The sequence below is a fragment of the Brevundimonas sp. UBA2416 genome (genome assembly GCF_002343105.1).
Classification (GTDB): domain Bacteria; phylum Pseudomonadota; class Alphaproteobacteria; order Caulobacterales; family Caulobacteraceae; genus Brevundimonas.
In genome coordinates this window covers 38,321-63,031 of the sequence record NZ_DDRM01000046.1, presented here as the reverse complement: position 1 = coordinate 63,031, position 24,711 = coordinate 38,321, and the positions used below count along the sequence as shown (strand labels likewise).

General features: G+C 69.3%; 25 protein-coding genes and 1 pseudogene. 16 read left to right on the top strand and 10 right to left on the bottom strand.

Going from position 1 to position 24,711, the window contains the following annotated elements; genetic code table 11:
* Together purH and B3E43_RS15345 are read left to right on the top strand one after the other, a co-directional pair.
* Nucleotides 1-823 (top strand): annotated as a pseudogene (gene purH / locus B3E43_RS15350) (bifunctional phosphoribosylaminoimidazolecarboxamide formyltransferase/IMP cyclohydrolase); the annotation flags it as partial.
* 134 nt (nt 824-957) lie between these two features.
* Complete coding sequence (locus tag B3E43_RS15345) at nt 958-1,713, top strand: dienelactone hydrolase family protein (protein WP_292031051.1); 756 nt, start codon at nt 958-960, stop codon at nt 1,711-1,713.
* Here B3E43_RS15345 and B3E43_RS15340 read toward each other — a convergent pair.
* On the bottom strand, nt 1,710-2,171 hold the full coding sequence (locus B3E43_RS15340; RefSeq protein WP_292031050.1) for an OsmC family protein: 462 nt from the start codon (nt 2,169-2,171) through the stop codon (nt 1,710-1,712). The two genes, B3E43_RS15345 and B3E43_RS15340, sit on opposite strands and share 4 nt — an antisense overlap.
* Before the next feature lie 101 nt (nt 2,172-2,272).
* Between B3E43_RS15340 and rpe the strand changes: the two genes are divergently transcribed.
* The 5 genes from rpe (at nt 2,273) to B3E43_RS15315 (ending at nt 6,574) form a co-directional block, all read left to right on the top strand.
* Nucleotides 2,273-2,932: a ribulose-phosphate 3-epimerase gene (rpe, locus tag B3E43_RS15335; RefSeq protein ID WP_292031049.1), complete on the top strand. Its 660-nt coding sequence runs from the start codon at nt 2,273-2,275 to the stop codon at nt 2,930-2,932.
* A complete protein-coding gene (locus B3E43_RS15330) occupies nt 2,929-4,740 on the top strand; it encodes a heparinase II/III family protein (RefSeq protein ID WP_292031048.1) in 1,812 nt (603 codons plus the stop codon). Before rpe ends, B3E43_RS15330 begins: the two co-directional genes overlap by 4 nt.
* Before the next feature lie 65 nt (nt 4,741-4,805).
* Complete coding sequence (gene trxA, locus B3E43_RS15325) at nt 4,806-5,702, top strand: thioredoxin (protein WP_292031047.1); 897 nt, start codon at nt 4,806-4,808, stop codon at nt 5,700-5,702.
* Nucleotides 5,703-5,711: 9 nt separating this feature from the next.
* Nucleotides 5,712-6,371 carry an LON peptidase substrate-binding domain-containing protein gene (locus B3E43_RS15320; protein ID WP_292031046.1) on the top strand — a complete coding sequence of 220 codons (660 nt, stop codon included), beginning with the start codon at nt 5,712-5,714 and terminating at the stop codon, nt 6,369-6,371.
* Nucleotides 6,372-6,379: 8 nt separating this feature from the next.
* Nucleotides 6,380-6,574: a Trm112 family protein gene (locus B3E43_RS15315; protein ID WP_292031045.1), complete on the top strand. Its 195-nt coding sequence runs from the start codon at nt 6,380-6,382 to the stop codon at nt 6,572-6,574.
* Here the strand turns inward: B3E43_RS15315 and B3E43_RS15310 are convergent.
* Nucleotides 6,571-7,824 (bottom strand): UbiH/UbiF/VisC/COQ6 family ubiquinone biosynthesis hydroxylase, encoded by a 1,254-nt coding sequence (locus B3E43_RS15310; RefSeq protein WP_292031044.1) that lies wholly within the window; start codon nt 7,822-7,824, stop codon nt 6,571-6,573. The genes B3E43_RS15315 and B3E43_RS15310 overlap by 4 nt on opposite strands.
* Before the next feature lie 135 nt (nt 7,825-7,959).
* Between B3E43_RS15310 and B3E43_RS15305 the strand changes: the two genes are divergently transcribed.
* The 3 genes from B3E43_RS15305 to B3E43_RS15295 all read left to right on the top strand — a co-directional run bounded on the left by B3E43_RS15305 (nt 7,960) and on the right by B3E43_RS15295 (nt 12,286).
* Nucleotides 7,960-10,311, top strand: a complete 2,352-nt coding sequence (locus tag B3E43_RS15305) for an FtsK/SpoIIIE family DNA translocase (protein ID WP_292031043.1) — start codon at nt 7,960-7,962, stop codon at nt 10,309-10,311.
* 247 nt (nt 10,312-10,558) lie between these two features.
* The gene (locus B3E43_RS15300) at nt 10,559-11,191 is read left to right on the top strand and encodes a LolA family protein (protein WP_292031042.1); all 633 of its coding nucleotides are present in this window, start codon (nt 10,559-10,561) and stop codon (nt 11,189-11,191) included.
* A 300-nt stretch (nt 11,192-11,491) separates the two neighbouring features.
* A complete protein-coding gene (locus B3E43_RS15295; protein ID WP_292031041.1) occupies nt 11,492-12,286 on the top strand; it encodes an exodeoxyribonuclease III in 795 nt (264 codons plus the stop codon).
* Here B3E43_RS15295 and B3E43_RS15290 read toward each other — a convergent pair.
* The gene (locus B3E43_RS15290; protein ID WP_292031040.1) at nt 12,283-13,692 is read right to left on the bottom strand and encodes an SLC13 family permease; all 1,410 of its coding nucleotides are present in this window, start codon (nt 13,690-13,692) and stop codon (nt 12,283-12,285) included. The two genes, B3E43_RS15295 and B3E43_RS15290, sit on opposite strands and share 4 nt — an antisense overlap.
* Nucleotides 13,693-13,777: 85 nt before the next feature.
* Between B3E43_RS15290 and B3E43_RS15285 the strand changes: the two genes are divergently transcribed.
* Nucleotides 13,778-14,623 (top strand): hypothetical protein, encoded by an 846-nt coding sequence (locus tag B3E43_RS15285; protein WP_292031039.1) that lies wholly within the window; start codon nt 13,778-13,780, stop codon nt 14,621-14,623.
* A gap of 12 nt (nt 14,624-14,635) precedes the next feature.
* Here B3E43_RS15285 and B3E43_RS15280 read toward each other — a convergent pair whose 3' ends face one another.
* Both B3E43_RS15280 and B3E43_RS15275 read right to left on the bottom strand, forming a co-directional pair.
* Nucleotides 14,636-15,322, bottom strand: coding sequence for a response regulator transcription factor (locus B3E43_RS15280; RefSeq protein WP_292031038.1), 687 nt, complete (start codon nt 15,320-15,322; stop codon nt 14,636-14,638).
* A gap of 62 nt (nt 15,323-15,384) precedes the next feature.
* Entirely contained in the window at nt 15,385-16,104 is a 720-nt protein-coding gene (locus tag B3E43_RS15275) for a YggS family pyridoxal phosphate-dependent enzyme (protein WP_292031037.1), read from the bottom strand.
* On the opposite strand from B3E43_RS15275, the gene B3E43_RS15270 reads away from it, so the two are divergent.
* Nucleotides 16,103-16,753 (top strand): thiamine phosphate synthase, encoded by a 651-nt coding sequence (locus B3E43_RS15270; protein ID WP_292031035.1) that lies wholly within the window; start codon nt 16,103-16,105, stop codon nt 16,751-16,753. The two genes, B3E43_RS15275 and B3E43_RS15270, sit on opposite strands and share 2 nt — an antisense overlap.
* On the opposite strand, the gene B3E43_RS15265 is transcribed toward B3E43_RS15270, so the two are convergent.
* Nucleotides 16,750-17,166, bottom strand: coding sequence for an NtrZ family periplasmic regulatory protein (locus B3E43_RS15265; protein WP_292031034.1), 417 nt, complete (start codon nt 17,164-17,166; stop codon nt 16,750-16,752). The genes B3E43_RS15270 and B3E43_RS15265 overlap by 4 nt on opposite strands.
* Before the next feature lie 329 nt (nt 17,167-17,495).
* On the opposite strand from B3E43_RS15265, the gene B3E43_RS15260 reads away from it, so the two are divergent.
* From B3E43_RS15260 to holA, 4 genes are all read left to right on the top strand, one after another.
* A complete protein-coding gene (locus B3E43_RS15260) occupies nt 17,496-18,011 on the top strand; it encodes a DUF3576 domain-containing protein (RefSeq protein WP_292031032.1) in 516 nt (171 codons plus the stop codon).
* A 64-nt stretch (nt 18,012-18,075) separates the two neighbouring features.
* A complete protein-coding gene (gene leuS, locus B3E43_RS15255) occupies nt 18,076-20,676 on the top strand; it encodes a leucine--tRNA ligase (RefSeq protein WP_292031030.1) in 2,601 nt (866 codons plus the stop codon).
* A complete protein-coding gene (gene lptE / locus B3E43_RS15250) occupies nt 20,676-21,155 on the top strand; it encodes an LPS assembly lipoprotein LptE (protein WP_292031028.1) in 480 nt (159 codons plus the stop codon). Before leuS ends, lptE begins: the two co-directional genes overlap by 1 nt.
* Before the next feature lie 10 nt (nt 21,156-21,165).
* Complete coding sequence (gene holA, locus B3E43_RS15245; RefSeq protein ID WP_292031026.1) at nt 21,166-22,218, top strand: DNA polymerase III subunit delta; 1,053 nt, start codon at nt 21,166-21,168, stop codon at nt 22,216-22,218.
* On the opposite strand, the gene B3E43_RS15240 is transcribed toward holA, so the two are convergent.
* The 4 genes from B3E43_RS15240 to rsmG are packed head-to-tail and all read right to left on the bottom strand — an operon-like array spanning nt 22,215 to nt 24,710.
* Entirely contained in the window at nt 22,215-22,400 is a 186-nt protein-coding gene (locus tag B3E43_RS15240) for a hypothetical protein (protein WP_292031022.1), read from the bottom strand. The genes holA and B3E43_RS15240 overlap by 4 nt on opposite strands.
* Before the next feature lie 25 nt (nt 22,401-22,425).
* The gene (locus tag B3E43_RS15235; RefSeq protein ID WP_292031020.1) at nt 22,426-23,313 is read right to left on the bottom strand and encodes a ParB/RepB/Spo0J family partition protein; all 888 of its coding nucleotides are present in this window, start codon (nt 23,311-23,313) and stop codon (nt 22,426-22,428) included.
* Between the two features lie 28 nt (nt 23,314-23,341).
* Nucleotides 23,342-24,154 (bottom strand): ParA family protein, encoded by an 813-nt coding sequence (locus B3E43_RS15230; protein WP_292031018.1) that lies wholly within the window; start codon nt 24,152-24,154, stop codon nt 23,342-23,344.
* Nucleotides 24,138-24,710, bottom strand: a complete 573-nt coding sequence (gene rsmG / locus B3E43_RS15225) for a 16S rRNA (guanine(527)-N(7))-methyltransferase RsmG (RefSeq protein ID WP_292031202.1) — start codon at nt 24,708-24,710, stop codon at nt 24,138-24,140. Before rsmG ends, B3E43_RS15230 begins: the two co-directional genes overlap by 17 nt.
* Nucleotide 24,711: the final 1 nt, after the last annotated feature.

Here is a 24,711-nt window from a genome sequence, read left to right as displayed (position 1 = left end):
CAACATCGCCGACGCCGACGCCGCCTATGAGCTGGTCGCCGAGTTCGAGGGCCCGGCCTGCGTCATCGTCAAACACGCCAATCCCTGCGGCGTCGCCGTGGGCGGCGATCTGGCGACGGCCTACGTCCGGGCGCTGGAGTGCGACGCCGTCTCGGCCTTCGGCGGCGTCATCGCCGTCAACCGGACCCTGACCGGCGCCGACGCCCGGCTGATCACCGACATCTTCACCGAGGTCGTCATCGCCCCCGGCGCCGATGACGAGGCGCAAGCCATCTTCGCCGCCAAGAAGAACCTGCGCCTGCTGCTGACCGACGGCCTGCCCGATCCGCTGGCGGCCGGCGAAGTCTATCGCTCGGTGGCCGGCGGCTTCCTGGTCCAGTCGCGCGACCGCAGCCGCATCGCCGCCTCTGACCTCAAGATCGTCACCCGCCGTCAGCCGACGCCGCAGGAGATCGAGGACATGCTGTTCGCCTTCACCGTGGCCAAGCATGTGAAGTCGAACGCCATCGTCTACGCCAGGGACGGCCAGACCGCCGGCATCGGCGCCGGCCAGATGAACCGCCGCGACTCGGCCCGCATCGCCGCCATCCGCGCCCGCGAAGCCGGCGAGGCCAAGGGCCTGGCCCATTCACTGGCCCAGGGGTCGGCCTGCGCCTCGGAAGCCTTCTTCCCCTTCGCCGACGGTTTGCTGGAGGCCGTGGCGGCGGGGGCCACCGCGGTGATCCAGCCCGGCGGCTCGATCCGCGACGACGAGGTCATCGCGGCGGCGGACGAGGCCGGGGTGGCGATGGCGTTCACGGGCGTGCGGGTGTTCAGGCACTGAGCGGGAGAGTGGCTAGTGGCTAGTGGGCCGCTCCTGTGACTCGCATCCGACCATCGGCGCTCGCGGCGGCGAACCACTAGCCAGTAGCCACTAATCACTTCGACGCACCGGCCGCTCCGGCTAAGGTCCCTGCCATGCAAACCCTCTCCCAACGCTGGTCGATGCTCGAGCCGGCCGTCACCGTGGTCGGTCCCGACGATGATCGTCCCCGCCCGGCGGTGATCCTGTTCCACGGCTGCGGCGGTCTGCGGGGCCATCTGCCGAAATATGCGGCGGCGGCGAAGGCAGCCGGCTGGCGGGCCTTTATCGTCGACTCCTACGGGCCGCGCGGCTGGAGCCGCCAGTTCTCAATGGCCATGGTCTGCACCGGCATCCTGCTGCACGGATCGCAGCGGGCCGGGGATGTGCTCGCAGCCCTGTTCGGCGTGTCGCAGCGCTCCGACGTCGATGCATCGAAGATCGTGCTGGCCGGCTGGAGCCACGGCGGCTGGGGCATCATGGAGGCGATGAGCTCGGAACGCGCCGCCGGCATGCTGGGCGTCGCCGACCCCGGCGCGGTCACGCTGGATGGCGTGATAGGGACCTGGCTGGCCTATCCCTATGTCGGCATCGGCGCCTTCAACCGGATGCGGCCCTGGAGGCACTGTCCGAAGACCGTGGCGGTGATCTCGCGCACCGACCACCTGACCACGGTGCGCAACGCCCAGCAGGTGCACGACATGGTCCGCAACTGCGGGGCCGATGTGGAGACCTGGATCGCCGACGGCACCCACAGTTTTGACGAGCCGATGACCGCCCCGCCGATGCGCTATCACCCCGAACTGGCCGCCGAGGCCGAGCGGCGCTTCGTGGCCCTTCTGAACGACGTCGCGGTCGCGCCGGCGGTCTAGCGCGGCTCGATCGTCACATCCGCCCGGATCGAATTGGCGATGTAGCAGGCCTCGTGGGCCCGGTGATGCAGGACGTCGATGGCGGCGGCGTCAGGTTGGTTCTCGCCGGAAAAAGCGACCGCAGGCCTCAGCGCCACCGATATGATCGACGTCTTGCCGCGTTCATCCCGGCCCAGAACCCCCACCGCGTCGTCGCGATAGGTGTCGACGGTGAACCCGCCCTTGGCGGCGAAGGCCAGGAAGAACAGCATGTGGCAACTCGACAGGGCCGCCACCAGCGCCTCCTCCGGGTCGACGGCGGCCGGATCGGACAGGGGCTCCGGCACGCTGGTCGGCGCCGAAGAGCCGCGCACCACCGCCCCGCCGTCGAAACGCCAGTCATGGGCGCGGGAATAGCGATTGCCGGTGAAATCCTGATCGCCGCGGCTCCATTCGACGACAGCCAGATGTTCGCTCATGACGGTTCTCCAAAGGCCGATGACCGAACCGTGTAGCGCCGGAGTCGTCCGGACCCAAGCCACGCCTTGCTCCCGCCCGCGACCCGCCTTATCCCCGGTTCATGGCCGCGCCCCTGATCTGTCCATCCATCCTCGCCAGCGACTTCGCGATGCTGGGCGAGGAAATTCGCGCGCTGGACGCCGCCGGCGCGGACTGGATCCATGTCGATGTCATGGACGGCCATTTCGTGCCGAACATCACCATCGGCCCCGATGTGGTGAAGGCGCTGCGGCCCCACACCCGGCTGCCGTTCGACGTCCATCTGATGGTCGCGCCGGTCGACCCATGGCTGGAAGCCTATCGCGAGGCGGGCGCCGACATCCTGACCGTCCATCCCGAAAGCGGGCCGCACCTGCACCGCACCCTCGGCCGTATCCGCCAGCTGGGGGCGAAGGCGGGCGTGGTGTTGAACCCCGGCACGCCGCTGAATGTGCTCGAGGATGTTATCGACCTGGTCGATCTGGTGCTGCTGATGTCGGTCAATCCGGGCTTTGGCGGCCAGTCCTTCATCGGGACCACCCTGCGCAAGATCGAGCGGACCCGCGCCCTGCTCGACGCCGCCGGCTCGAAGGCGCATCTGCAGGTCGATGGCGGGGTCACCGCCGCCAACGCCGGCGCCTGCGTTTCCGCGGGGGCGGACGCCCTTGTGGCGGGCACCGCCGTGTTCCGGGGCGGGCCGTCGGCCTATGCCGCCAACATCCAGGCGCTGAAGTCCGCGTGAACCCGCTCGGTCGCTTTTTCCGAACCGAGGCCGACACGCCGCCGCCCGGCGAGATCCCCGGCCTGCGCGGCGCCCCGATGCGCACGCCGGTCCGCACCACCGGCGCAGCGACGGGCCCCGGTCTGTGGCCCGCCGTCGTCGGCAGGATGCTGACCCGCCAGCTGTGGATCGAACTGTATGGCCTGCCCGGCTACAGCCTGACGCTGAAGGGCGCTCCGGTTCAGGCCTTCGCGGCCACGCCCCGCGATTTCCGGCCCGCCGAACCGGCGCCGGGCAAGGCTGTTGTTGACGGCCGTTTCATCCTCGCCGGCGCCAGCCTGGAGGCCGCGGCCCCTGAGGATCCGTGGAACCGCCCCAGCCCCAGCCGGGCCTTCGCCACCGAACTTCACGCCTTCGCCTGGCTGCCGTCATTGATGTTGCAGGGCGAGCGTGGCGCGCGCGAGGCCGTTCGGCTGACCCTCGCCTGGGGCGCGGCCTTCGCGCGTTGGTCACCCTTCGCCTGGGGGCCGGAGGTGCTGGCGCGACGGACCCTGAACCTGTCGTGCGGCGCCCGCCGCATGGGACAGGTGGCGACCGAGGCCGAACGACTGCGGCTGGCCGACATCCTCGGCCGTCAGGGACGGCAGCTGTTGCGCCCGCCTGGCGGCATCGCCGGCGCCGCGGAACGGTTGACCGCCGCGGCGGTGGCCGGCTGCGTCCTGGCCGGAAAGCCGGGCGTCTCCCTGCGCCGCGCCGCCTTGCGCCGCCTGCCGGGGGCGCTCGAACGCACCGTCGGCGCCGACGGCGGCCATGCCTCGCGCAGCCCGGAGGCGGGGCTGGAGCTGCTGCTCGACCTTCTGACCCTCGACGACGCCCTGTCCCAGCTGTCCGAGGTCAGCCCGGAGGCGGTCCGCGGCGCGATCCAGCGGCTGACCGCCGCCCTGCGACTCCTGACCCTTCCCGACGGACGGCTGGTCACCATGCAGGGCGGAGGGCCGTCGACCCCGGCCCGGATCGCCGCCGCCCGCGCCCATGACGAGGCGCCCGCCGCCGATCTGCACAGCCGGGTCGTGGCCGGTATCGCCCGCATCCGCAGCCCGCTTCTGACCGTCGCCGCCGACGTAGCCGGCCCGGCACGTGGAATCTGGTCTGGCGCGGCCTGCGCCCAGCCGATGGCGCTGGAGATCGTCTGCGGCAAGGACCGGCTGGTCACCGGCTGCGGCTGGACGCCCCGCGCCGGCGACCGTCAGGGGCTGCGGTTGCCGCCTGGCCATTCGACCCTGACGCTCGGCGAGGGCTCGACCGGCGAACCGCTCGGCGGCTGGAAGGCCGAACTGATGGGCCACCGCCTGATCGGCCGGCCCCTGCATGTCGATGTCCAGCAGCGGGACGGCGAGGGCGCGGTCTGGCTGGAGGTCGAACACGACGGCTGGGTCCATGACTATGGCCTGCTGCACCAGCGCCGCCTGTACCTGGACCAGCGGCTCGACGAGCTGCGGGCCGAGGAACGGCTTCATCCCGCGCCGGGGCACAAGGACGTCATCCGCGCCATCGCCGCGCCCTATGCCGTCCGGTTCCAGCTGGAGCCGGGCGTCCAGGCCTCGCTCGCCCGGGACCGCCGCTCCATCCTGCTGCGCGGCCATTCGGGCCGGGGCTGGTGGTTCCGCACGGACGGTCCGGACGTGGCCATCGAGCCCTCGGTCCATATCGACGAAGGCCTGACCCGGCGTTCGCTGCAGATCGTGGTGCGCGGTTCGGCCCGCACCGATTCCGAGACCAAGATCCGCTGGAAACTGAGCCCCGCCGGATCCGGCGCCGACCCCACTTGAGACCCGGCCTGCCCGCGACCATCTGAGGCCTGCCGCGTTACGCCTTTCCGATACAGGATCGATTGATGAGCTTCGCCGACCCGACCACCCTGCCCCCCGATCTGATCAAGGACGGCTCCGACGCCGGCTTCATGACCGATGTCATCGAGGCCTCGAAGTCGCAGCCTGTACTGGTCGATTTCTGGGCGACCTGGTGCGGGCCGTGCCGGACGCTGACGCCCATGATCGAAAAGGCCGTCCGGGCCGCCGGCGGGGCGGTCAAACTGGTCAAGATCGACGTCGACAAGAACCCGGCCTATGCGGGCCAGCTGAGGGTCCAGTCGATTCCGACCGTCTACGCCTTCGTCAATGGTCAGCCTGTCGACGGATTCCAGGGCGCGGTGCCGGACAGCCAGCTCAAGGCCTTCATCGACAAGCTGACGGGCGGGACCAGCGCCAATTCCGATATCGAACAGCTGATGTCGCTGGGCGAGGAATCGCTCGCGCTCAACGATCTGGGCGGCGCGGCCCAGGCCTTCGCCCAGGTGCTGACGCTCGAGCCGGCCCACGAACGGGCCATCGCCGGCATGGCGCGGGTCTATCTGGCAGACGGCGATGTCGATCAGGCCCGCCAGACCATCGCCATGGCCCCGCAGGATTCGAGGGACGCCACGGTCCAGTCGGTCCGGGCCCAGCTGGCGCTGTTGTCGGCGGCCCCAACGGCCGCGGACGATGAGTTGAGAGCCCGTGTCGCCGCCAATCCGGCCGACCATCAGGCCCGCTTTGACCTGTCGCTGGCCCAGGCCGCGTCCGGCGACCTGAAAGGGGCGGTCGACAGTTTGCTGACGATCGTCGCCGCCGACCGCGAATGGAACGACCAGGCCGCGCGGAAACAGTTGCTGGTGGTGTTCGAAGCCGCCGGCGCCGGGTCGGATGTGGCGCGGGACGGGCGTCGCCGCCTGTCCTCCATCCTGTTCGCATAGGAGACGGGCGTGGCGCAGGGGTATGTGAAGGCCGCCGATCTGCCGCAGGTAATCCCGGTCTTTCCCCTGCCCGGCGCCATCCTGCTGCCGCGCGGCCAGCTGCCGCTCAATATCTTCGAGCCGCGCTATCTGAACATGATCGACGACGCCATGGCCGGGGACCGGATCATCGGCATGATCCAGCCGCAGGGCGGGCCACAGCGCCTTCCGGGCCTGTCGCCGGTCGGCTGTGCGGGGCGGATCACCAGTTTCGCCGAGACCTCGGACGGCCGCTATCTGATCACCCTGACCGGCTGCGCCCGGTTCCGGCTGGGCAATGAAATCCAGACCCAGACGCCCTATCGCCAGATCCGCGCCGATTTCGCGCCGTTCGAGGCTGATCTGAGCGCGCCCCCGGTCGACGATGTCGGCCTGGACCGCGACGGCCTGCTGGACGCCCTGCGCGCCTATCTGGAGACCCGCGGCCTCGATATCGACTGGGACACGGCCGAGACGGCGCCGCCGGAGGCCCTGATCAACAGCCTGTCCATGGCCCTGCCGTTCGATCCGCCCGAGAAACAGGCCCTGTTGGAAGCCGCCAGCCTGACCGACCGCTCAACGGTCCTGACCGCCTTGCTGACGATCGATGCGGCCGGCGACGGGGACGGCGAGACCCCCTCCATTCAATAGGTGCGACCATGAGCGACGCCTTCCACACCCCGCCGTCCGTTGATCCCCGCCTGCTTGAGGTGCTGGTGTGCCCCGTCACGCGCGGCAAGCTGACCTATGACCGCGAGCGGCAGGAGCTGGTGTCGAAGGGCGCCAAACTGGCCTTTCCGATCCGCGACGGCGTGCCGATCATGCTGCCCGAAGAGGCGCGGGCGCTGGACTAGACCGCTTCGCCTCTCAACAACCGCGGCAGATCCCCCGTTGCGCCGCCGGCCTCATGCATGAAGGCGCGGCGCAGGGGGGCGATGCGGTTGACGGCGGCGATACCGACGGTGCGGGCCAGCCGCACCGGCGCGATGTCGTTGGAGAACAGCCGCACGAAGCCGTCGAAGCCGGCGGCCAGGGCCGCATTGTCGAACCGGCGCCAGCGGGCGTAGCGGTCCAGCACCGTCTCCGAGCCGATGTCCTCGCCCAGGCGCAAGGCCTCGACCAGCACCTCGGCGAGGGCGGCGGCGTCCTTCAGCCCCATGTTGAGGCCCTGTCCCGCGACCGGGTGCACGGCATGGGCCGCGTCGCCGATCAGCGCCGTGCGCGGGGCAGTCAGTTGTTCGGCCAGCTGCAGGGACAGCGGATAGACAAAGCGTGGTCCCACCACCGTGACGTCCTCGAGGAAGTCGCCGAACCGCCGCATCAGATGGGACTGGAAGGCCTCGTCAGACGCCGCCCGCAGGGCATCGCCCCGCCGCGTCGATTCCGTCCAGACGAGACTGGCGCGGCGCTCGGTCAGCGGCAGGATGGCGAAGGGACCGGACGGCAGGAAATACTCGTGGGCGACATTGCCGTGGTCCCGGCCGAGGGACACGGTCGCCACCACCCCGCTCTGCTCATAGCCCCAGCCGACCGTTCCGATCCCGGCGGCCTTGCGGACAGGCGAGGTCCGGCCCTCGGCCCCGACGACCAGGGGCGCCTCAATCGCGGAACCATCAGCCAGGGTCACGCGTGACATCGCCGCCACGGCCTCGACCCCGACCACCGACGCCGGCGCCCGCACCTCGATGCCCGCCGTCGTCACCGCCTCCGAGAGCGCGACGCGGATACGCCGGTTCTCGACCATATAGCCAAGCGGCTCGCCGTCGGTGCGGTCGCCGATCTCCTCGGCGTCGAACCGCAGGAAGGCGGAGGACTGCGGCCGCGACGCCGCGCCGGGCCGGCGTCCGTCGGTGACCAGAATCCGGTCCATGCGGCAGGCGTGGGGCCGCAGGGCCGCGCCGACGCCCAAGGCGTCCAGCATGCGGAAGGTCGAGAAGGCGATGGCCGTCGACCGCCCGTCGAAGGTCGGCGCCAGCTGGGCGTCGAACGGCTGGGGATCGACCAGAACCACCTTCAGCCCGCCCTGCGCCGCCGCCAGCGCGAAGGTCGCCCCGGCCATGCCGGCGCCGGCGATGATGACGTCATAACGGGCGGTCTGGCTCATGGGGCGGTTGTCGCGCTTCGCCGCCCGCCCGTCCAGCGCCGGAAGGTCGCGGATCGGGCCGGCTGGTAAACAGCCCCTTAACCCTCCTCGCGCGACAACAGCGGACTGTCTCGCCCGTTCGGAGTTCGTCGCCGCATGTCCGCCGCCCTCGCCATCGGCCAGCGCGCCTGGGTCAGCGCCCGCATTCTGTGGGGCGCGCCGATCACGGTGAAATTCCGCGGCGTGCTTCAGGCCCTGCTCGCGGCCCTGCTGCTGGTAGCGCTGATCTCGTGGAATCCGGCCGATCCCAGCCTCAATGCCGCCTCCGGCGCTGCTCCGACGAACTGGCTGGGCCTGAACGGGGCCCTGTTCGCCGATCTGTTCATGCAGTCGCTGGGGCTGGGCGCCTGGCCCGCCGCCATCTTGCTGATCGCCTTCGGACTGGCGGCCGCCATCGGCGACGCGATCCAGCAGCGGCTGAAGCCCACGCCGATGAAGGCCTTGTCGGCCACGGGCGGCGTCCTGGCCCTGTCGGCGGCGCTGTCGGCCCTCGCCGCGCCGGCCGCCTGGCCGCTGGCCGCCGGACTCGGAGGCCTGTGGGGCGATGCCATTGTGGGTCTGATCCGCTGGATGTGCGACGGCCTGCGCCTGCCCGGCGCGCCCGTCATCGCCGGCCTGCTGTTCCTGCCGCTGGCCCTGTGGGGGATCGGCTATGCTGTCGGTCTGAGGTTCGCCGATATCGGAGACGGCCTCGCCTGGGCGCGCGGCATCCGCCATCCACAGCCACCGCAGGCCAAAACCCGCCGGGCCGCCGCCAAGGCCCCGCCCCGCGCGCGGCCAGTACTGGAGCTCGACGACGGCCCGGACGTGCTTGAGCCATCGCCGCCATGGGAGGCCCCTGCGCCCGTTCGGGGCGCGCCCGAGCCGAAGGTCGCCGCCGCCAAGGCGCCGAAGCCGCGCCGCGAGGCCGACGACAGCCAGGCCGCCTTCGACTTCGTCCGGCCCTCGACCGGATTCGACCTGCCCCCGCTGTCGATGTTGACCAAGCCCGCCAAGCGCGTCGCCTCGGTCGATGAGGACGCCCTGAAGCAGAACGCCAAGATGCTGGAAGGCGTGCTGCAGGAGTTCGGCGTGCGCGGCGTCATCGACCAGATCCGCCCCGGCCCGGTCGTCACCCTGTACGAACTGGTGCCCGCCCCCGGCGTGAAGCACGGCCGTGTCGTGGCCCTGTCAGACGATATCGCCCGCTCGATGTCCGCCCGCGCCTGCCGCATCTCGGTCGTGCCCGGCCGTAACGCCATCGGCATCGAACTGCCCAATGCGAAGCGCGAGACCGTCTATCTGCGCGACCTGCTGGCATCGACCGAATACGACAAGCCCGCCCACCTGCTGCCCCTCGCGCTCGGGGAAACCATCGGCGGCGAACCCTATGTCGCCGATCTGGCGCGCATGCCCCACCTGCTGATCGCCGGCACCACGGGCTCGGGCAAGTCGGTCGGCGTCAACGCCATGATCCTGTCGATCCTCTACCGGCACAGCCCGGCCGAGTGCCGCTTCATCATGATTGACCCCAAGATGCTGGAGCTGTCGGTCTATGACGGCATCCCGCACCTGCTGGCGCCCGTCGTCACCGATCCGAAGAAGGCCGTCGTCGCGCTGAAATGGACCGTGCGCGAGATGGAGGACCGCTATCGCCGCATGTCCAAGCTCGGCGTGCGCAACATCGCCTCCTACAACGAGCGCGCCCGCGAGGCCGTCGCCAAGGGCGAGCATTTCGAACGCACCGTCCAGACCGGCTTCGACGAACAGGGCCGTCCGGTCTACGAATCCGAGAAGATCCGCCCCGAGCCCCTGCCCTTCCTCGTCGTCGTCATGGACGAGATGGCCGACCTGATGCTGGTCGCAGGCAAGGATGTGGAGGGCGCGGTGCAGCGGCTGGCCCAGATGGCCCGCGCCGCCGGCATCCACCTGATCATGGCCACCCAGCGCCCGTCGGTCGATGTCATCACCGGCACCATCAAGGCGAATTTCCCGACCCGGATCAGCTTCCAGGTCACCTCCAAGATCGACAGCCGCACCATCCTCGGCGAACAGGGCGGCGAGCAGCTGCTGGGTCAGGGCGACATGCTCTACATGGCCGGCGGCGGGCGCATCACCCGCCTGCACGGCCCGTTCGTGACCGATCAGGAGGTCGACGAGGTCTGCAAACACCTGCGCAGCCAGGGCGAGCCCGACTATCTCGACCTGATTACCGACGATCCGGACGGCGACGGCGACGCGGCCGGGTTCGACGATGAGGGCGGCGGCTCGGGCGACGACCTCTATGACCGCGCCGTGGCCGTGGTCACCCGCGACCGGAAGGCCTCGACCAGCTACATCCAGCGCCGCCTGCAGATCGGCTACAACCGCGCCGCCTCCCTGATCGAGCGGATGGAGCAGGAGGGCGTTGTCAGTCCTGCCAATCATGCGGGCAAGCGCGATATTCTGGCGGGCCCGCCGCCATTGTAGGTGGCCGCGGTCACAAGGCTCCGCCTTGTCGACCCGACGCGACCTGGCGCTTCGCGCATGCCTCGCCCTCAAGCAGCGAGCCGCCGCGCGCCGAGCGACAGGGCAAAAACGTCGTCCGCAGGAACTGCGGACGATGAACGAGGCTTCATCGGACGGTCGGAATATGGTCAGGCTCGCGTCATGCCCGCGCCTTTCCCGACCGGTATGACGGCATGATCAACAACCATCCCGAACGGGAGAAGACCCTATGACTGTCTCACGCCGCGCCTTTGCACTCGGAACCGCCGCCATTGCGGCCGTCGCAGCCATGCCCGCCAGCGCCCAGAGCGCCCTGTCGGCCGAGGATCGCGCCGTCCTCGCCCAGGCCCAAGCCTATCTGCAGGGGCTGACCTCGGCCCAGGGCAATTTCGTCGAGACCACGGGCGCCCAGCGCCGGGAGGGCCGTTTCTGGCTGCAGCGCCCCGGCAAGATGCGGTTCGAATACACCAACCCGTCCGGTCTGCTGGTCGTGTCGGACGGCTCGAACGTCAAACGCTACGACCCGCGCCTGAACGTCTTCCGTCAGGTGCCCCTGGGGTCGACGCCGCTGTCGACCTTCCTGGCCCGCAACGTTCGCTTCGATCAAGGCGTCCGTATCGACCGCGTGACCCGGATGGCGTCCGGCGCCTTCGCCATCATCGCGCGCGATGCACGCCGCCCGGATGAGGGCTCGGTCATCCTGTCCTTCGCGGGCAACCCGATCCGGCTGCATGAATGGACCATCCGCGACGCCCAGGGCGGCAGCACCCGGACCCAGCTGACCTCGTTGACGCCGGCTTCCAACCTGGCCGCCAGCCTGTTCCAGCTGCGCGATCCGACCCGTCGTCCGGGCCGGAACTGATTTCGCCTGAGGGGCGAACCGTAGTTTGACATTTTTCGCCAACCGTGGCACTTTCATCACAGGTCGGCGGGAGCTGATCAGACCCGCTACGGATTTCATCCCCTTCCCGGCGGCGAGAGAGACGAACCTTCCAGCGCCCGGTCCCCCCGACCGGGCGCTTTTTTGTCGGGCAACGAAGTCGCCCCGCGGGCGCTAACGCTCGCCGCGCGGCGGCTCGCTGCTTGAGCGCAAACCCCGCGCTTGCGCCTGGAGCGCGTCGGGTCGAGAAGGCGGAGCCTTCTGACCGCGCCCCCGGAAAAAATGCTTCGTATCGCCACCTGGAACATCAACTCAGTCCGCCTGCGCATCGACCAGGTCGCGCGCTTCGTCGCCGAGAGCGGAACCGACGTACTGTGCCTGCAGGAGATCAAATGCCTGGAGGACCAGTTCCCCCGCGCCGCTTTTGAAGCCATGGGCATGCCGTATCTGAAAATCGGCGGTCAGAAGGGCTGGCACGGGGTGGCCATCGCCAGCCGCAAGCCGATCGCGGAAGCGCCGGTGCTTGATGTCTGTCGCGAACGCCACGCCCGCTGCGTCGGCGTGATGGTCGAGGGCGTCGAGGTGCAGAATTTCTACATTCCCGCAGGCGGCGACGTCGCCGACCGGGCCCTGAACCCGAAATTCGATCACAAGATGGATTTCTACGAGCGGATGACCGCCGAAATGGCCGGACGCGACAAACAGAGGCCGCTGGTGCTGGCCGGCGACTTCAACATCGCACCGGGCGAGAACGACGTCTGGAACCACCGCTATATGTCGAAGATCGTCAGCCACACCCCGCTGGAGGTCGAGACCCTGCGTCGGTTGCAGGCGGCGGGCGGGTTCGCGGACGTGGTCCGCGACCAGATCCCCGAGCCGCAGAAGCTGGCCAGCTGGTGGAGCTATCGCGCCGCCGACTTCCGCAAGTCGAACCGGGGCCTGCGCCTCGACCACCTGTGGACCTCGCCCGGCCTGACGCCGGCGGTGACGCCCGGCAGCGCCCGCATCCACGACACAGTCCGCGAATGGACCCAGCCCAGCGACCACGCGCCGGTGACGATGGATCTCGCCGTCTAGAAGGGGAAGAAGATCGGGATGGCGATCATCGCGGCCACCCAGGTCACGAGGTTCAGCGGCAGGCCGACGCGGACGAAGTCCATGTAGCTGTAGTTGCCCATCTGATAGACCAGCACATTGGTCTGATAGCCGAACGGCGTGGCGAAAGCGGCCGAAGCGGCCATCATCACCCCGACCAGGAACGGCCGCGGGTCGACCCCGAAACTCTCCGCAAGGGCCACGGCGATCGGCGTGATCAGCACCGCGACCGTGGCGTTGGACAACAGCTCGGTGGCGAACAGGGTCACCCCGTAGAGGATGATCAGGCCGCCCAGCGGACCGAACGGCCGCAAAACCTCGATCAGGACGCCGGCCCCGGCCGCGGCCAGGCCGGTGACCTCAATGGCGATCCCGACCACCACCATGCCGGCGATCAGCAACAGGATTTCCGGTCTCAGCCCCGCATAGGCCTCTTCGGGCGTGATCACCTTCAGCAGGATCAGGGCGACAGCTCCGGCGAAGGCCGAGGCGGCGATCGGGGCCCAACCGAGGCCCGCGGCCGCCACGACCATGACGAAGACGCCGAGCGCGATGAGCGAGCGCCTCATGTCGAACGGCCGGTCGGCCGCGCCGAACAGGGCCACGTCCCCGAGGTGGGCGTCGCCCGAGCCGTCCTCATGGGTGCGGGCCTCGCCCAGTTTCGGCAGGTTGAAGGGCAGGATCCGCCGCCGCCGCCCGGCGGCTTCGGCCGCAGCCTTGCGCCGTGACTCCTCCATCTCGGCGATCCGGGCCTGCTCGGCCTCATCGGCCTGCACGCTGCGCCCGAGCTGCCGGGCCCCCACGAAATACAGCCACAGCCCCCCGGCCAGGGCGATACACAGGCCGACGGGCGTGATCTCGAACAGGCTGAAGACCGGCTGTCCGCTGTTGCGGGCCATGTCGTTGACCAGAAGGTTGGTCGAGGTGCCGATCAGGGTCAGCAGGCCGCCGAGCACCGAAATATGGCTGAGCGGCATGAGGAAGCGTTTGGGCGACAACTTCAGCGACTGGGCCACGTCCCGGATAACCGGGGCAGCCAGAACCACGACCGGCGTATTGTTCAGAAAGCCTCCGAGAACCCCGCACATGCCGAGCACGGCCCAGATGCCGATTGCGCCCACTCGCGCCGCCAGCTGCGTCGCCTTGCGGATCATAAGGCCCAGCAGGCCCGACAGTTCGATGGCGTAGGCGATGACGAACAGCCCTGCGAGGGCGATGACGGCGGGACTCGCAAAGGCGCCCTGGACCTCGACCGGCCGTACCACGCCGAGGAGCAGCAGGGCCGCGGCGCCCGACAACGCCACAACGTCGGCGCGAACCCGTCCGTGGATCAGAACCCCGACCACAACGACGAGCACAAGCAGAGCGGCAATCTGATCGAAACTCATGGGCTCTGAAGACCCGCCGCCGTCCGCCGCGTCAATGGTGATGACGTGAACGCTACAGAGGCTGGTTGTATGCTAGGGTCCGCGCATGTCCGGACTTTTCCGCAACGTCCCCCGCCCTGTCGCCGTTCTGACAACCGTCGCCGCCGCCCTGCTCCTGGCCCAGTGCGATCGAAACAGGCCCGAACCGATAGACGCGGAACCCGTCACCGCTGATCCGGCGCCGGCGCCGACCGTCGCTGCACTGACAACCCTGAACCGCGCCGACCTGCTTGCCGCGACCTCGCGGGCCGCCTCCGCCTACGCCGCCGGCGAACAGATGGAGGGCGCCGACGCCCTCGTCGGACGCCAGTTTTCCATCCGGATTCCGTTCGGTTGCAACGGTCCCCAGCCCACACAGGCCGAGGCCGCGGGCGACGGTCTGGCGCGCTGGTCCTGGGGCCCGGAGAACCAGACCATCCAGCTGAGCCTGACCCCCGGCGACTGGCTGAACACCGCCCTGATCGCCGGCGCCAGCGAGTCGGACTGGGAAGCGGTCGAGGGCTTCTGGGTCCCGCGCCCTTGGTTGACCGCCGGCGACTGCTCCACCGTGCGCGCCGATCCACTGCAAAGCGGGGCCGGCGCGCCCTCCCCCCAGACCGTGGGCCTGGCCGCCGTATTCGGCGCGGACGACTCCCGCGTCGGCCGCCGCAACGGTCGCGCCTATGCCTTCACCATCCGTCCGACGGGGGATACGCCGCTGGCGGCGCCGACGAGAGGCTATCGCGTCGTGCTGGAGGGCCGGCTGGCCGGGTTCCCGGATGGGCGTGCGATCCGCTGCAGGGCGTCGAATCCGGACCAGCGCCCGGTCTGCATCGCCGCCATGCGACTGGACCGCGTCGGCTTCACCAATGCGGACGGCAGCGTACTGCTCAGCGAGTGGCGGCCGGGCTAGGCCGATCAGGATCTAGGGCTGGAGCCGGTAGCCGCCGGCGTCCGTCAGCAACAGCCGCGCCTGACCGGGCTCGGGCTCGATCTTCTGACGCAGGCGGTAGATGTGGGTTTCCAGCGTATGGGTGGTGACTCCGGCGTTGTAGCCCCAGACCTCGGTCAGCAACTCCTCGCGCGACACGGCCTTGGCCCCGGCGCGGTACAGGTATTTGAGGATGTTGGTTTCCTTCTCCGTCAACCGCACCTTCCGGGCCTTGTCGTCGATCAGGACCTTGGCGGCGGGACGGAACTCATAGGGGCCGATGCGGAAGACGGCGTCCTCGGACTGTTCGTGGCTGCGCAGATGGGCGCGGATGCGGGCCAGCAGGACGGCGAAGCGGAAGGGTTTGGTGACGTAGTCGTTCGCCCCCGACTCCAGCCCCAGCACAGTGTCGGAATCGGATGACTGGCCGGTCAGCATGATGATCGGGGTCGAGACCCCGTCCTTGCGCAGCAGGCGGCACGCCTCGCGGCCGTCCATGTCGGGCAGGTCGACATCCAGCAGGATCAGGTCGGCGCGAACCTCGCGGCCCATGCGCACGCCCTCGGCCGCCGTCGAGGCCTGGACCGGGCGGAAGGCCTCGTGCAACGCCAGCTGCTCGGCGAGGGCCTCGCGCAGGTCGTCGTCGTCGTCGATGATCAGTATGGTCTTGGGCGTGGGCATGGATACCAGAATGGCGAGCGTCGCCCGATCCGCCAAGGGTTGGACGGCAAGCGGAGCGGTTTTCAGTCCATAGAGGGCGTTTCGGGGCCTTTTCGTTCCCCGAACAGCGACGAACCGACGCGCACATGGGTCGCGCCGAAGCGGATCGCGGTCTCATAGTCGCCGCTCATCCCCATGGAGAGGGTCGCCAGCCCGTGCCGGCGCGCGATCTTTCGCAGCAGGGCAAAATGCGGTCCCGGCGCTTCGTCCGCGGGCGGAATGCACATCAGCCCCTCGACGATCAGACCCGCGGCGCGAGCGTAATCGATCAGTTCGCCGGTATCGCCGGGCAGGACGCCGGCCTTCTGGGGCTCGGCGCCGGTGTTGACCTGGATCAGGACGCGGACCGGCTTGCCGGCTCGAACGCCCGCCGCGGCAAGGGCATCCGCCAGTTTCGGCCGGTCCAGGGTCTCGATGACATCGAACAGGGCGACCGCGTCGGCGGCCTTGTTCGACTGCAACGGCCCGATGAGCCGGAGCTCGAGACCCGCGATCCCGTCGCGGCGGTCTTTCCAGCGCGCTTGCGCCTCCTGCACCCGGTTTTCGCCGAAGATGCGCTGGCCCGCCGCGAGCGCCGCCTCGATGGCCTCGTCGGGCTGGGTCTTGGATACGGCGGTCAGAGTCACCGCGCCGGCGGCACGGCCGGAGGCGCGGCTGGCGGCGGTGATGCGGCGCTGAAGGGATTCCAGCCGCGCGGCGACGGTGCTGGACGACGGAACGGGTTCGGGAGAAGAGGAGGTCATGAACCGGACGGACGCCGAAATCCTGTGGGAAGTCGCCAGCGTCCTCGCACGGGACGCCGCCGAAGTCAGCCGCTCACGTGATCGGGTGGGGCGACAGCTGCCGCCGCTGCTGTTTTTCACCGACCCCGACCGGACGCCCCGGCCCTGGGAGACAGCGGCGCGCCTGCCCACAGGCTCGGGCGTGGTGTACCGGCATTTCGGCAGGGCCGATGCGCGCGAGACGGCGCTGAGGCTGCGCGAGGCCACGCGGGCGCGGAACGGCCTGTTGTTGATCGGGATGGATGCGGAACTGGCGGAGGCGACAGAAGCCGACGGGGTCCACCTGCCGGAACGGGCGCGGGATCAGGCGGCGGGGCTGGCCGCTATCCGGCCGGACTGGCTTGTCACCGGCGCAGCCCATGCCCCGATCCCAGGAGCGATCCCGGGACTGGACGCCCTGATCGCGTCGCCGGTGTTTCCGGCAGGCGGCGCCTCCGCGGACCGACCGGCGCTGGGGCTGTCAGGCTTCACCGCATGGGTCGGGGCCGCGCCCTGCCCGGTATATGCCCTCGGGGGACTCCACAGCGGCAATGTGCAGAGCCTGATCGGCTCGGGCGCGTGCGGGATTGCAGGGGTTTCGGCGATCCGGTCGGCCTTTGGGCCGGACTAGAAGCGGAAGATCGATTCCAGACGGAAGCGCGGGGCGGCGCGACGGTCGGTCTGGGGTGCGCGCGCCGGATCGCTCTCAGGCTCGGCCAGGCCAGCGGCGGCGCCAACGCGCAGGCGCGGGTTGACGCGGTAGTAGGCGCCGGCCTCGACGTCGCCGAGGTTGCTCTCACGGCCGACAGGCTGGCTGAGGTTCAGATCGAGGCCCCAGCGGCCGCGCTCGGTGAAACGCAAACGGGACGATCCGGGCTGGGCAGCGGCCGCCCGGGCGGCCTGGGCTTCGTTCAGGGAGACGGCGGGAGCGCGCGTGCGAGCCTGGGCCGTCTGGGCCGAGGCGACGTCGGCCATCACCAGGAGCGTAACGCCCCCGGCCAGCCCGGCGATCAGAGCGCCCGTTTTGCGCTTCGTGCGGCGCATTTCCTGCCCTTCAACTCACGGCACCAGGCCGCGATATCCAACACTAAGACACCGCTGGCCAATGCGGTCAACGAAACGGAGCCGCTACAACCCGGTTCCCTGCGACTCTGGAAGACTCCTGTGGCGCGAGCGTCACGCGAATCCTTCGCCAGAGACCCGACATGGCCGCCCCGGGCTCGCCAGCGCGCGTTCGAATGCGTCTTCGCCTTGTCATGGCCCCTTTTCGCCGTGTTATAGAGTGACGCTTCGGTTCGGGCCGCGTTCGGTTAGAGCCAGCGCGTGCCTTGGAACCGTTCCGCTGCACGTCATGATCTTATGGAGAAGTCTCGATGGTGCTGGTTCGCGGCGCGACGGTCGCCCTGATCACCTCGTGCGTGCTGCTGGGCAGCTGTTCCGCCAACCGCCCGTTCGGTCCGACTGTGGGCGAAGTGTTCAGCGGCATGGGCAGCGCCCAGGCCGCGGCGAACGCCCAGACGGGCATCGGGGTCAACGCCTTCCTGTGGCGCGCCACCCTTGACACCTTGAGCTTCATGCCGCTGGCCAATGCCGACCCCTGGGGCGGCGTCATCAACTACGGCTGGTACATTGACCCGCAGACGCCGAACGAGCGCTTCAAGGCGACCGTGTTCATCCTTGACCGCCGCCTGCGTGCTGACGCCCTGAACGTCAGCATCACCAAACAGGTTCTGCGCCCCGGCTGCACGCCCAATCCCGCCGATGCCGACGCGGAAGTCGACACCGCCGGCTGCTGGACCGGCGCCCGGGTCGCGGCCCAGACCGAGACCGATCTGGAAAACGCCATCCTGACCAAGGCGCGCCAGCTCAACCTTTCCAACGCCGGCTGATCGCCCTCCCCACCGCCTAGCCTCCGTCGGGCCTGTTCCTGAAGGAGCAGCCTGAAAGACTCCTGTGGCCAAGACCCCGGTTCGCTACGAACCCAAGACCGCCGAACCCCGCCAGCAGGCCCGCTGGGCGGCCGCCGACGCCTTCCGCATGCCGACCGAGGGCACGGGCCGGCCGAAATACTATGTGCTGGAGATGTTCCCCTATCCGTCAGGGGCCATCCACATGGGCCATGCCCGCAACTACGTCATGGGCGACGTAGTGGCGCGGTCGAAGCGGGCGCAGGGTTTTGACGTCCTGCATCCCATGGGCTGGGACGCCTTCGGACTTCCGGCCGAGAACGCGGCGATCGAGCGCGGCATCCACCCCGGCGACTGGACCTGGTCCAACATCGCCGCCATGCGCGACCAGTTGAAGCTGCTGGGCCTGTCGCTGGACTGGTCGCGCGAATTCGCCACCTGCGACCCGGCCTACTACGGCAAGCAGCAGGCCTGGTTCCTGGAACTGCTCAAGCGCGGTCTGGTCTATCGCAAGGATTCGGTCGTCAACTGGGATCCGGTGGACAACACGGTTCTCGCCAATGAGCAGGTGGTCGACGGGCGCGGCTGGCGCTCCGGCGCCGTGGTCGAGAAGCGCAAGCTGAACCAGTGGTTCCTGCGTATCACCGACTATGCCGACGACCTGATCGAGGGGCTGAAGGAGCTGGAGGGCCGCTGGCCCGACAAGGTCCGGCTGATGCAGGAGAACTGGATCGGAAAGAGCCGCGGAGCGACCCTGTGGTGGGATATCACCGAAGCCCCGCCCTTCCTGCCGACATCAGCGCCGGGCGAGCCGAACCACGCCCGCGACCCCATTGAGATCTACACGACCCGACCCGACACCCTGTTCGGGGCCAGCTTCCTGGCGCTGGCGCCGGACCATCCACTGACGAAGGCGATCGCCGCCCATCGGCCCGACGTGGCGGCCTTCGTGGCGGCCTGCGCCCAGTCGGGAACCAGCGAAGCCGATATCGAAAAGGCGGAGAAACAGGGTGTCGATCTCGGCGTCCGCGTCCGCCACCCGTTCGATCCCGAGCGGACCGTACCGGTATGGGCGGCCAATTTCGTTCTTTCGACCTATGGGTCCGGAGCCATCTTCGGCTGCCCCGCCCACGATCAGCGCGACCTCGATTTCGCTCGCAAATACGACCTGCCTGTCGTCCCGGTCGTGAGACCGGATGATGCCGTTGCCGATTTCGGCGTTGAAACAGAAGCTTATGTCGGCCCCGGTCGGCTGTTCAACTCCGACTTCATGGACGGGATGGAGGTGGAGGCCGCCAAGGCCGCCGCCATCGCCAGGCTCGAGGCGGCTGGTCAGGGCGAAGGCGCGACCCTCTACCGCCTGCGCGACTGGGGCGTCAGCCGCCAGCGGTACTGGGGATGTCCCATCCCCGTGATCCACTGCGAAAAGTGTGGTCCCGTCGGCGTTCCGGCCGATCAGCTGCCGGTCGAGCTGCCGAAGGACGTGACCTTCGACACGCCGGGCAATCCGCTGGATCGCCATCCGACCTGGAAGCACGTGGCCTGCCCCTCGTGCGGCGGCGAGGCGGTGCGCGAGACGGACACCCTCGACACCTTCGTCGACTCCAGCTGGTATTTCGCCCGGTTCACCGATCCGACCGCGGCCGACCCGATCTCCCGCGCTGCCGCCGACAAATGGCTGCCGGTCGATCAGTATATCGGCGGGGTCGAGCATGCGGTCCTGCACCTGCTCTATGCCCGATTCATCAGCCGGGCCCTCTCGGATGCCGGCCTGATGTCGGTGAAGGAGCCGTTCGCCGGCCTGTTCACCCAGGGGATGGTGGTCCACGAGACCTACCGGCGCGCCGACGGCGGCTGGGTCGAGCCCACCGACGTTGACCTGACCAATGACGCCGGAAAACGCTCGGCCCGCCAACTCTCCACCGGCGAGGCCCTGGTCATCGGCGACATCGAGAAGATGTCCAAGTCGAAGAAGAACGTCGTCGCCCCGCAGGAAATCGTCGACACCTATGGTGTCGACGCCGGCCGGCTGTTCGTCCTCAGCGACAGTCCGCCCGAGCGCGACGTGCAATGGACGCCCGGCGGCGTCGAAGGCGCCGCCCGCTTCGTCCAGCGCGTCTGGACCGAGGTCGACGGCTTCGATCCCGACGCTCCCGCCCATGAGTCCGACGCCGCATTGATCCGCGAGACCCACAAGGCCATCAAGGCCGTCTCCGAAGGCGTCAGCGGCTTCCGCTTCAACTCGGCCATCGCCAAGCTCTACGCCTTCGTGGCCGTCGTGCGTGACCACGGAACGGCGGGCGGGGCGGCGCGGCGTCAGGCCTTGTCAGCCCTCGTGCGACTTGTCGCCCCCTTCACCCCCCACCTGGCCGAGGAATGCTGGACGCGGCTCGGTGAAGAGGGGATGGTGCTGGATGCGCCCTGGCCGGAATTCGACCCGGCCCTGGCGGCCGACGACGAGGTGACCCTGCCCATCCAGGTCAACGGCAAGCGCCGCGGCGAGATCCGCGTCGCCCGGGGTCTGGAGCCGGCCGAGGTCGAGGCCATCGTCATGGCCGACGCCGATGTCCAGGCGCGGCTGGAGGGTCAGACGGTGAGGAAGATCGTGGTGGTCAAGGATCGCATCGTCAATCTGGTGGTCGGCTGATGCGGGCGCTCGCCGCAGCCATTGTCGCGCTTGTGGGACTGGCAGGCTGCGGCTTCACGCCCCTGTACGGAGAGACCGCCGTCGGCTCGTCCCTGTCGCGCATCGCCGTGACCACCCAGGACGACCGCCTCGGCTACCGCGTGCGGGAGCAGCTCGAGGACGGGCTGGGCCGCGATGGCGCCCAGGCCCCGCTCTGGCGGCTGGAGACCGTGCTCGAACAGTCGCGGCGGCCTCTGGGCCGGCGCATCGACGACACCGCGACCCGCTATGAACTGACTGTCCGCGGGGCCTGGACCCTGACCCCGACGGGAGGCGGTCCGGCCGTCTCGGGCGTCGAGACCGTCACCACCACCTATGCCGCCGCCGACCAGCCCTTCGCCGCCATCGCCGCCCAGCAGGACGGCGAGGAACGCGCCGCGGCCGAACTGGCCCGCCTGATCCGTCTCGACCTGATGCGGGCCCTGTCGGCCCAGCCATGATTCACGCCTCATGATTTTGGCGAAACGCCCCGAAGTCGATCGCTTCCTCAAGTCGCCGGACCGGGGGGTCCGCGCCGCCGTCATCCACGGCAAGGACCGGTCAGGCGTCGGCGAGCGCGCCGAGATCCTGTGCCGGGCGATCACCCCCGATCTCAACGACCCCTTCAATGTCACCCTGCTGACCGACAGCGACATCGACGGCGACGAAGCCCGGCTGGAGGAGGCCCTGACGGCCCTGTCCATGATCGGCGGCCGGCGTCTGGTGCGGGTCCGGCTGGGGTCGGAGAAGGCCTCGATCGACAAGGCGCTCGCCGCCGCGCTCAAGGTCCATGCCGAGGGCGGCTACAATCCCGACGCCATGCTGGTCATCGAGGCCGGGGCGCTGGGCCGCGACTCCGCCCTTCGAAAGGCCGCCGAGGCCTCGCAGGGGGCCGTCGGTATCGCCTGTTATGAGGATGAAACCGGCGACGTGGCCCGGATGACCCGCGAGGCGCTCGCGGCCGACAAGGTCGGCCTGACCGGCGATGCGCTGGACCGGTTCGTGAGCCGGCTGCCGCGCGAGCGCGGCCTGATGCGGCAGGAGATCGAGCGTCTGGCCCTCTATATCGGCCCGGGCTCCGGCAAGACCATCGATGTCGAGGAGCTGGAGCGGCATCTGGGGGTCGAGGCCGACGCCTCCCTGCAGGATGCCGCGCTCCAGGCCTTCGGTGGCCGACCCGCCCCGGCCCAGTCAGGTCTGAGGCGCGCCCTGGCCGAGGGAGAGTCGCCTGTCATGGCGGTGAGACAGGCCTCCATCCACCTCGGCAAGCTGCGGCGCATCAATGTGCTCCAGGCCAATGGTGCCGGGGCCAAGGAGGCGGCCAAGGCGGCGGGCGTATTCTGGAAACAGGAGGCCGAGATGCTGCGGCAGGCCCGCAGCTGGCGTCTGGAAGATCTCGACCGCGTGCTCGACAGCGTCAACACAGCCGATGTGGCGACGAAGACGACCGGCTCGCCGGACCAGCTGATCGCCGAGCGGTTGCTGCTCGAGATATCGGCCCGCGCGCGGCGGCTCGGGCTCTAGCCCCGTTTCGACGCCTTGCGGAAGGCGGGCTTGGCGAGCGCGGTGCTGCGAGCCTGCTGCGCCTTCTCTTCGGCGCGGGCTGAGCCCTGAAGCCCCGTATATCCAGGCCCGCCCCCGGCCTTCTTGGCGGCGAGGGCGCGCTTCATGGCTTCGGCGGTCGGATTGGAAGGCTTGTCGGTCATGGGGTCAGCCTAGCACGGACCGGCGTCAGCCGCGCATCAATCGACGGCACAGGTCATCGAGCTGTTCCAGCGTGCCGTAGGTGATCGTCAGCTCTCCCTTGCCGCCCCGATCGGCCAGCTGGACCTTGAGGCCGAGCGCGTCGGCCAGATCCTGTTCCAGCGCGGCGACATCAGCCGAGCCTTCGCCGCTCGCGTTGGACGCGCCGGACTTGCGGCTCTTCGGTCCGTCGGCGGCGCGGCGGGCGAGCGCTTCGGCCTGACGGACGTTCAGTCCCTCGGCCACGATCTGATCGGCCAGGGCGACCGGATCGGGCGCCGTGATCAGGGCCCGGGCGTGGCCGGCGCTGAGCTTGCCGCTCCGGACGTGCTGCAGCACCTCTTCGGGGAGTTGCAGCAGGCGCAGGGTGTTGGCCACGTGGCTGCGGCTCTTGCCGACCACGCCGGCGACGGCGTCCTGGGTGCGGCCGAAGCGCTCCATCAGCATGCGATAGGCGTCGGCTTCCTCAAGCGGATTCAGGTCCGTCCGCTGGACGTTCTCGATAATGGCGACCTCGAACACCGCGACGTCGTCCATCTCCTTGATGATGATCGGGGCCTCGGTCAGCCGGGCCAGCTGGGCGGCCCGCCAGCGGCGTTCGCCGGCGATGATCTGCCAGACGCCGTCCTCCTTCGGATGAGAACGGACGAGAATGGGCTGCAGCACGCCCTTGTCGCGGATCGAGGCAGCCAGCTCTTCCAGATCGTCGCGGTCGAAGATCTTGCGCGGCTGGTCGGGATTGGGCTTGAGGCTTTCGATCGGGGCCATGCGCACGCCGACGGGCGCCGGGGCGCCGTCAACGGGCGCGCTCTCGGCCACCTGTTCACCGAGTAGGGCGGAGAGACCCCGACCGAGACCGCGCTGACGTTCGCTCAACTGACTGATTCCGTTCTTTTAATTATGGTCACGCGGCCTGAAGCCGACGGGATTTCTCGCGCGCCACCACTTCGCGGGCGAGACGCAGATAGGCCTGGCTGCCGGCGCATTTCAGATCGTAGATCAGGGCCGGCTTGCCGAACGATGGCGCCTCGGCGACCCGGACGTTCCGGGGAATCACCGCCTCATAGACCTTGTCGCCGAAATGGCTGCGCACATCGGCGGCGACCTGTCCGGACAGGGTGCTGCGCCGATCATACATGGTCAGGACCAGCCCCTGGATCTCCAGGGTCGGATTGAGGCTCTGCCGCACCATCTCGATGGTCTTCATCAGCTGGGTCAGGCCCTCCAGCGCAAAGAACTCGCACTGCAGCGGCACCAGAACGGCGTCGGCGGCGGCCATGGCGTTCAGCGTCAACAGGTTGAGCGAGGGTGGGCAGTCGATCAGGACATAGTCATACCGGGTCTGACCCTCGGCTCCCTGCGCCCGCAGAGCGTCCCGGAGACGGTAGGAGCGGCGGTCCGCCTGGCTGAGCTCTATCTCGACGCCGGACATGTCGGCGTCGGCGGGCACGATATCGAGCCCCGGCACCGTCGTCGGCACGGCGGACTCATCGACCGAACGGCCATCAACCATGACGTCATAGATGGTCACCCGGCGTGTTTCACGTGGAACACCGAGACCCGTGGAGGCATTGCCCTGGGGGTCCATGTCCACGATCAGGACCTTCTCGCCGATCGCGGCCAGGGCCGTGCCGAGATTGATCGCCGTGGTGGTCTTGCCCACCCCGCCCTTCTGGTTGGAGACGGCGAGGACGCGGGTCTTACCGGCTTTGAACACGTCGGAGGCTCCGGACGGAAACGATACGGCCGCGCGGATCGCTGCGCGAGACGGAGAGGTCGCTGTCGAACTGCCAGACCTTGCGGGCTTCGATCAACTCAGCCTCGGCCTTTTCCCCCTTGAGAAACAGCCCCTGTGCGCCGCGCTGTAGATAAGGCTGTGCATAGCCGAGCAGCCGGTCCATCGGGGCCAGGGCACGGGCGGTGACGATGTCGACCTTGATCCGCTGTTCTTCGGCCCGGCCGTTGATGACCGTCGCCCGCAGCGACAGGGCCTCGACCACCTCCTGCAGGAAGCGGCAGCGTTTGCCGAGACTGTCGATCAGCCAGACATGGCTGTCGGCGCGGTCCTTCAACAGGATGGCGAGCACCAGACCGGGGAAGCCGGCGCCGGCGCCGAGGTCGGCCCAGGTCGCGGCCTCGGGCGCCAGATCGAGCAGCTGGGCGGAATCGAAGATGTGGCGGTTCCATACGTCCGGGATGGTGTCCGGTCCGACGAGGTTCATCACCGCATTGGCCACGGTCAGTCGCTCGATCAGCGTCGCAAGATCAGCCATC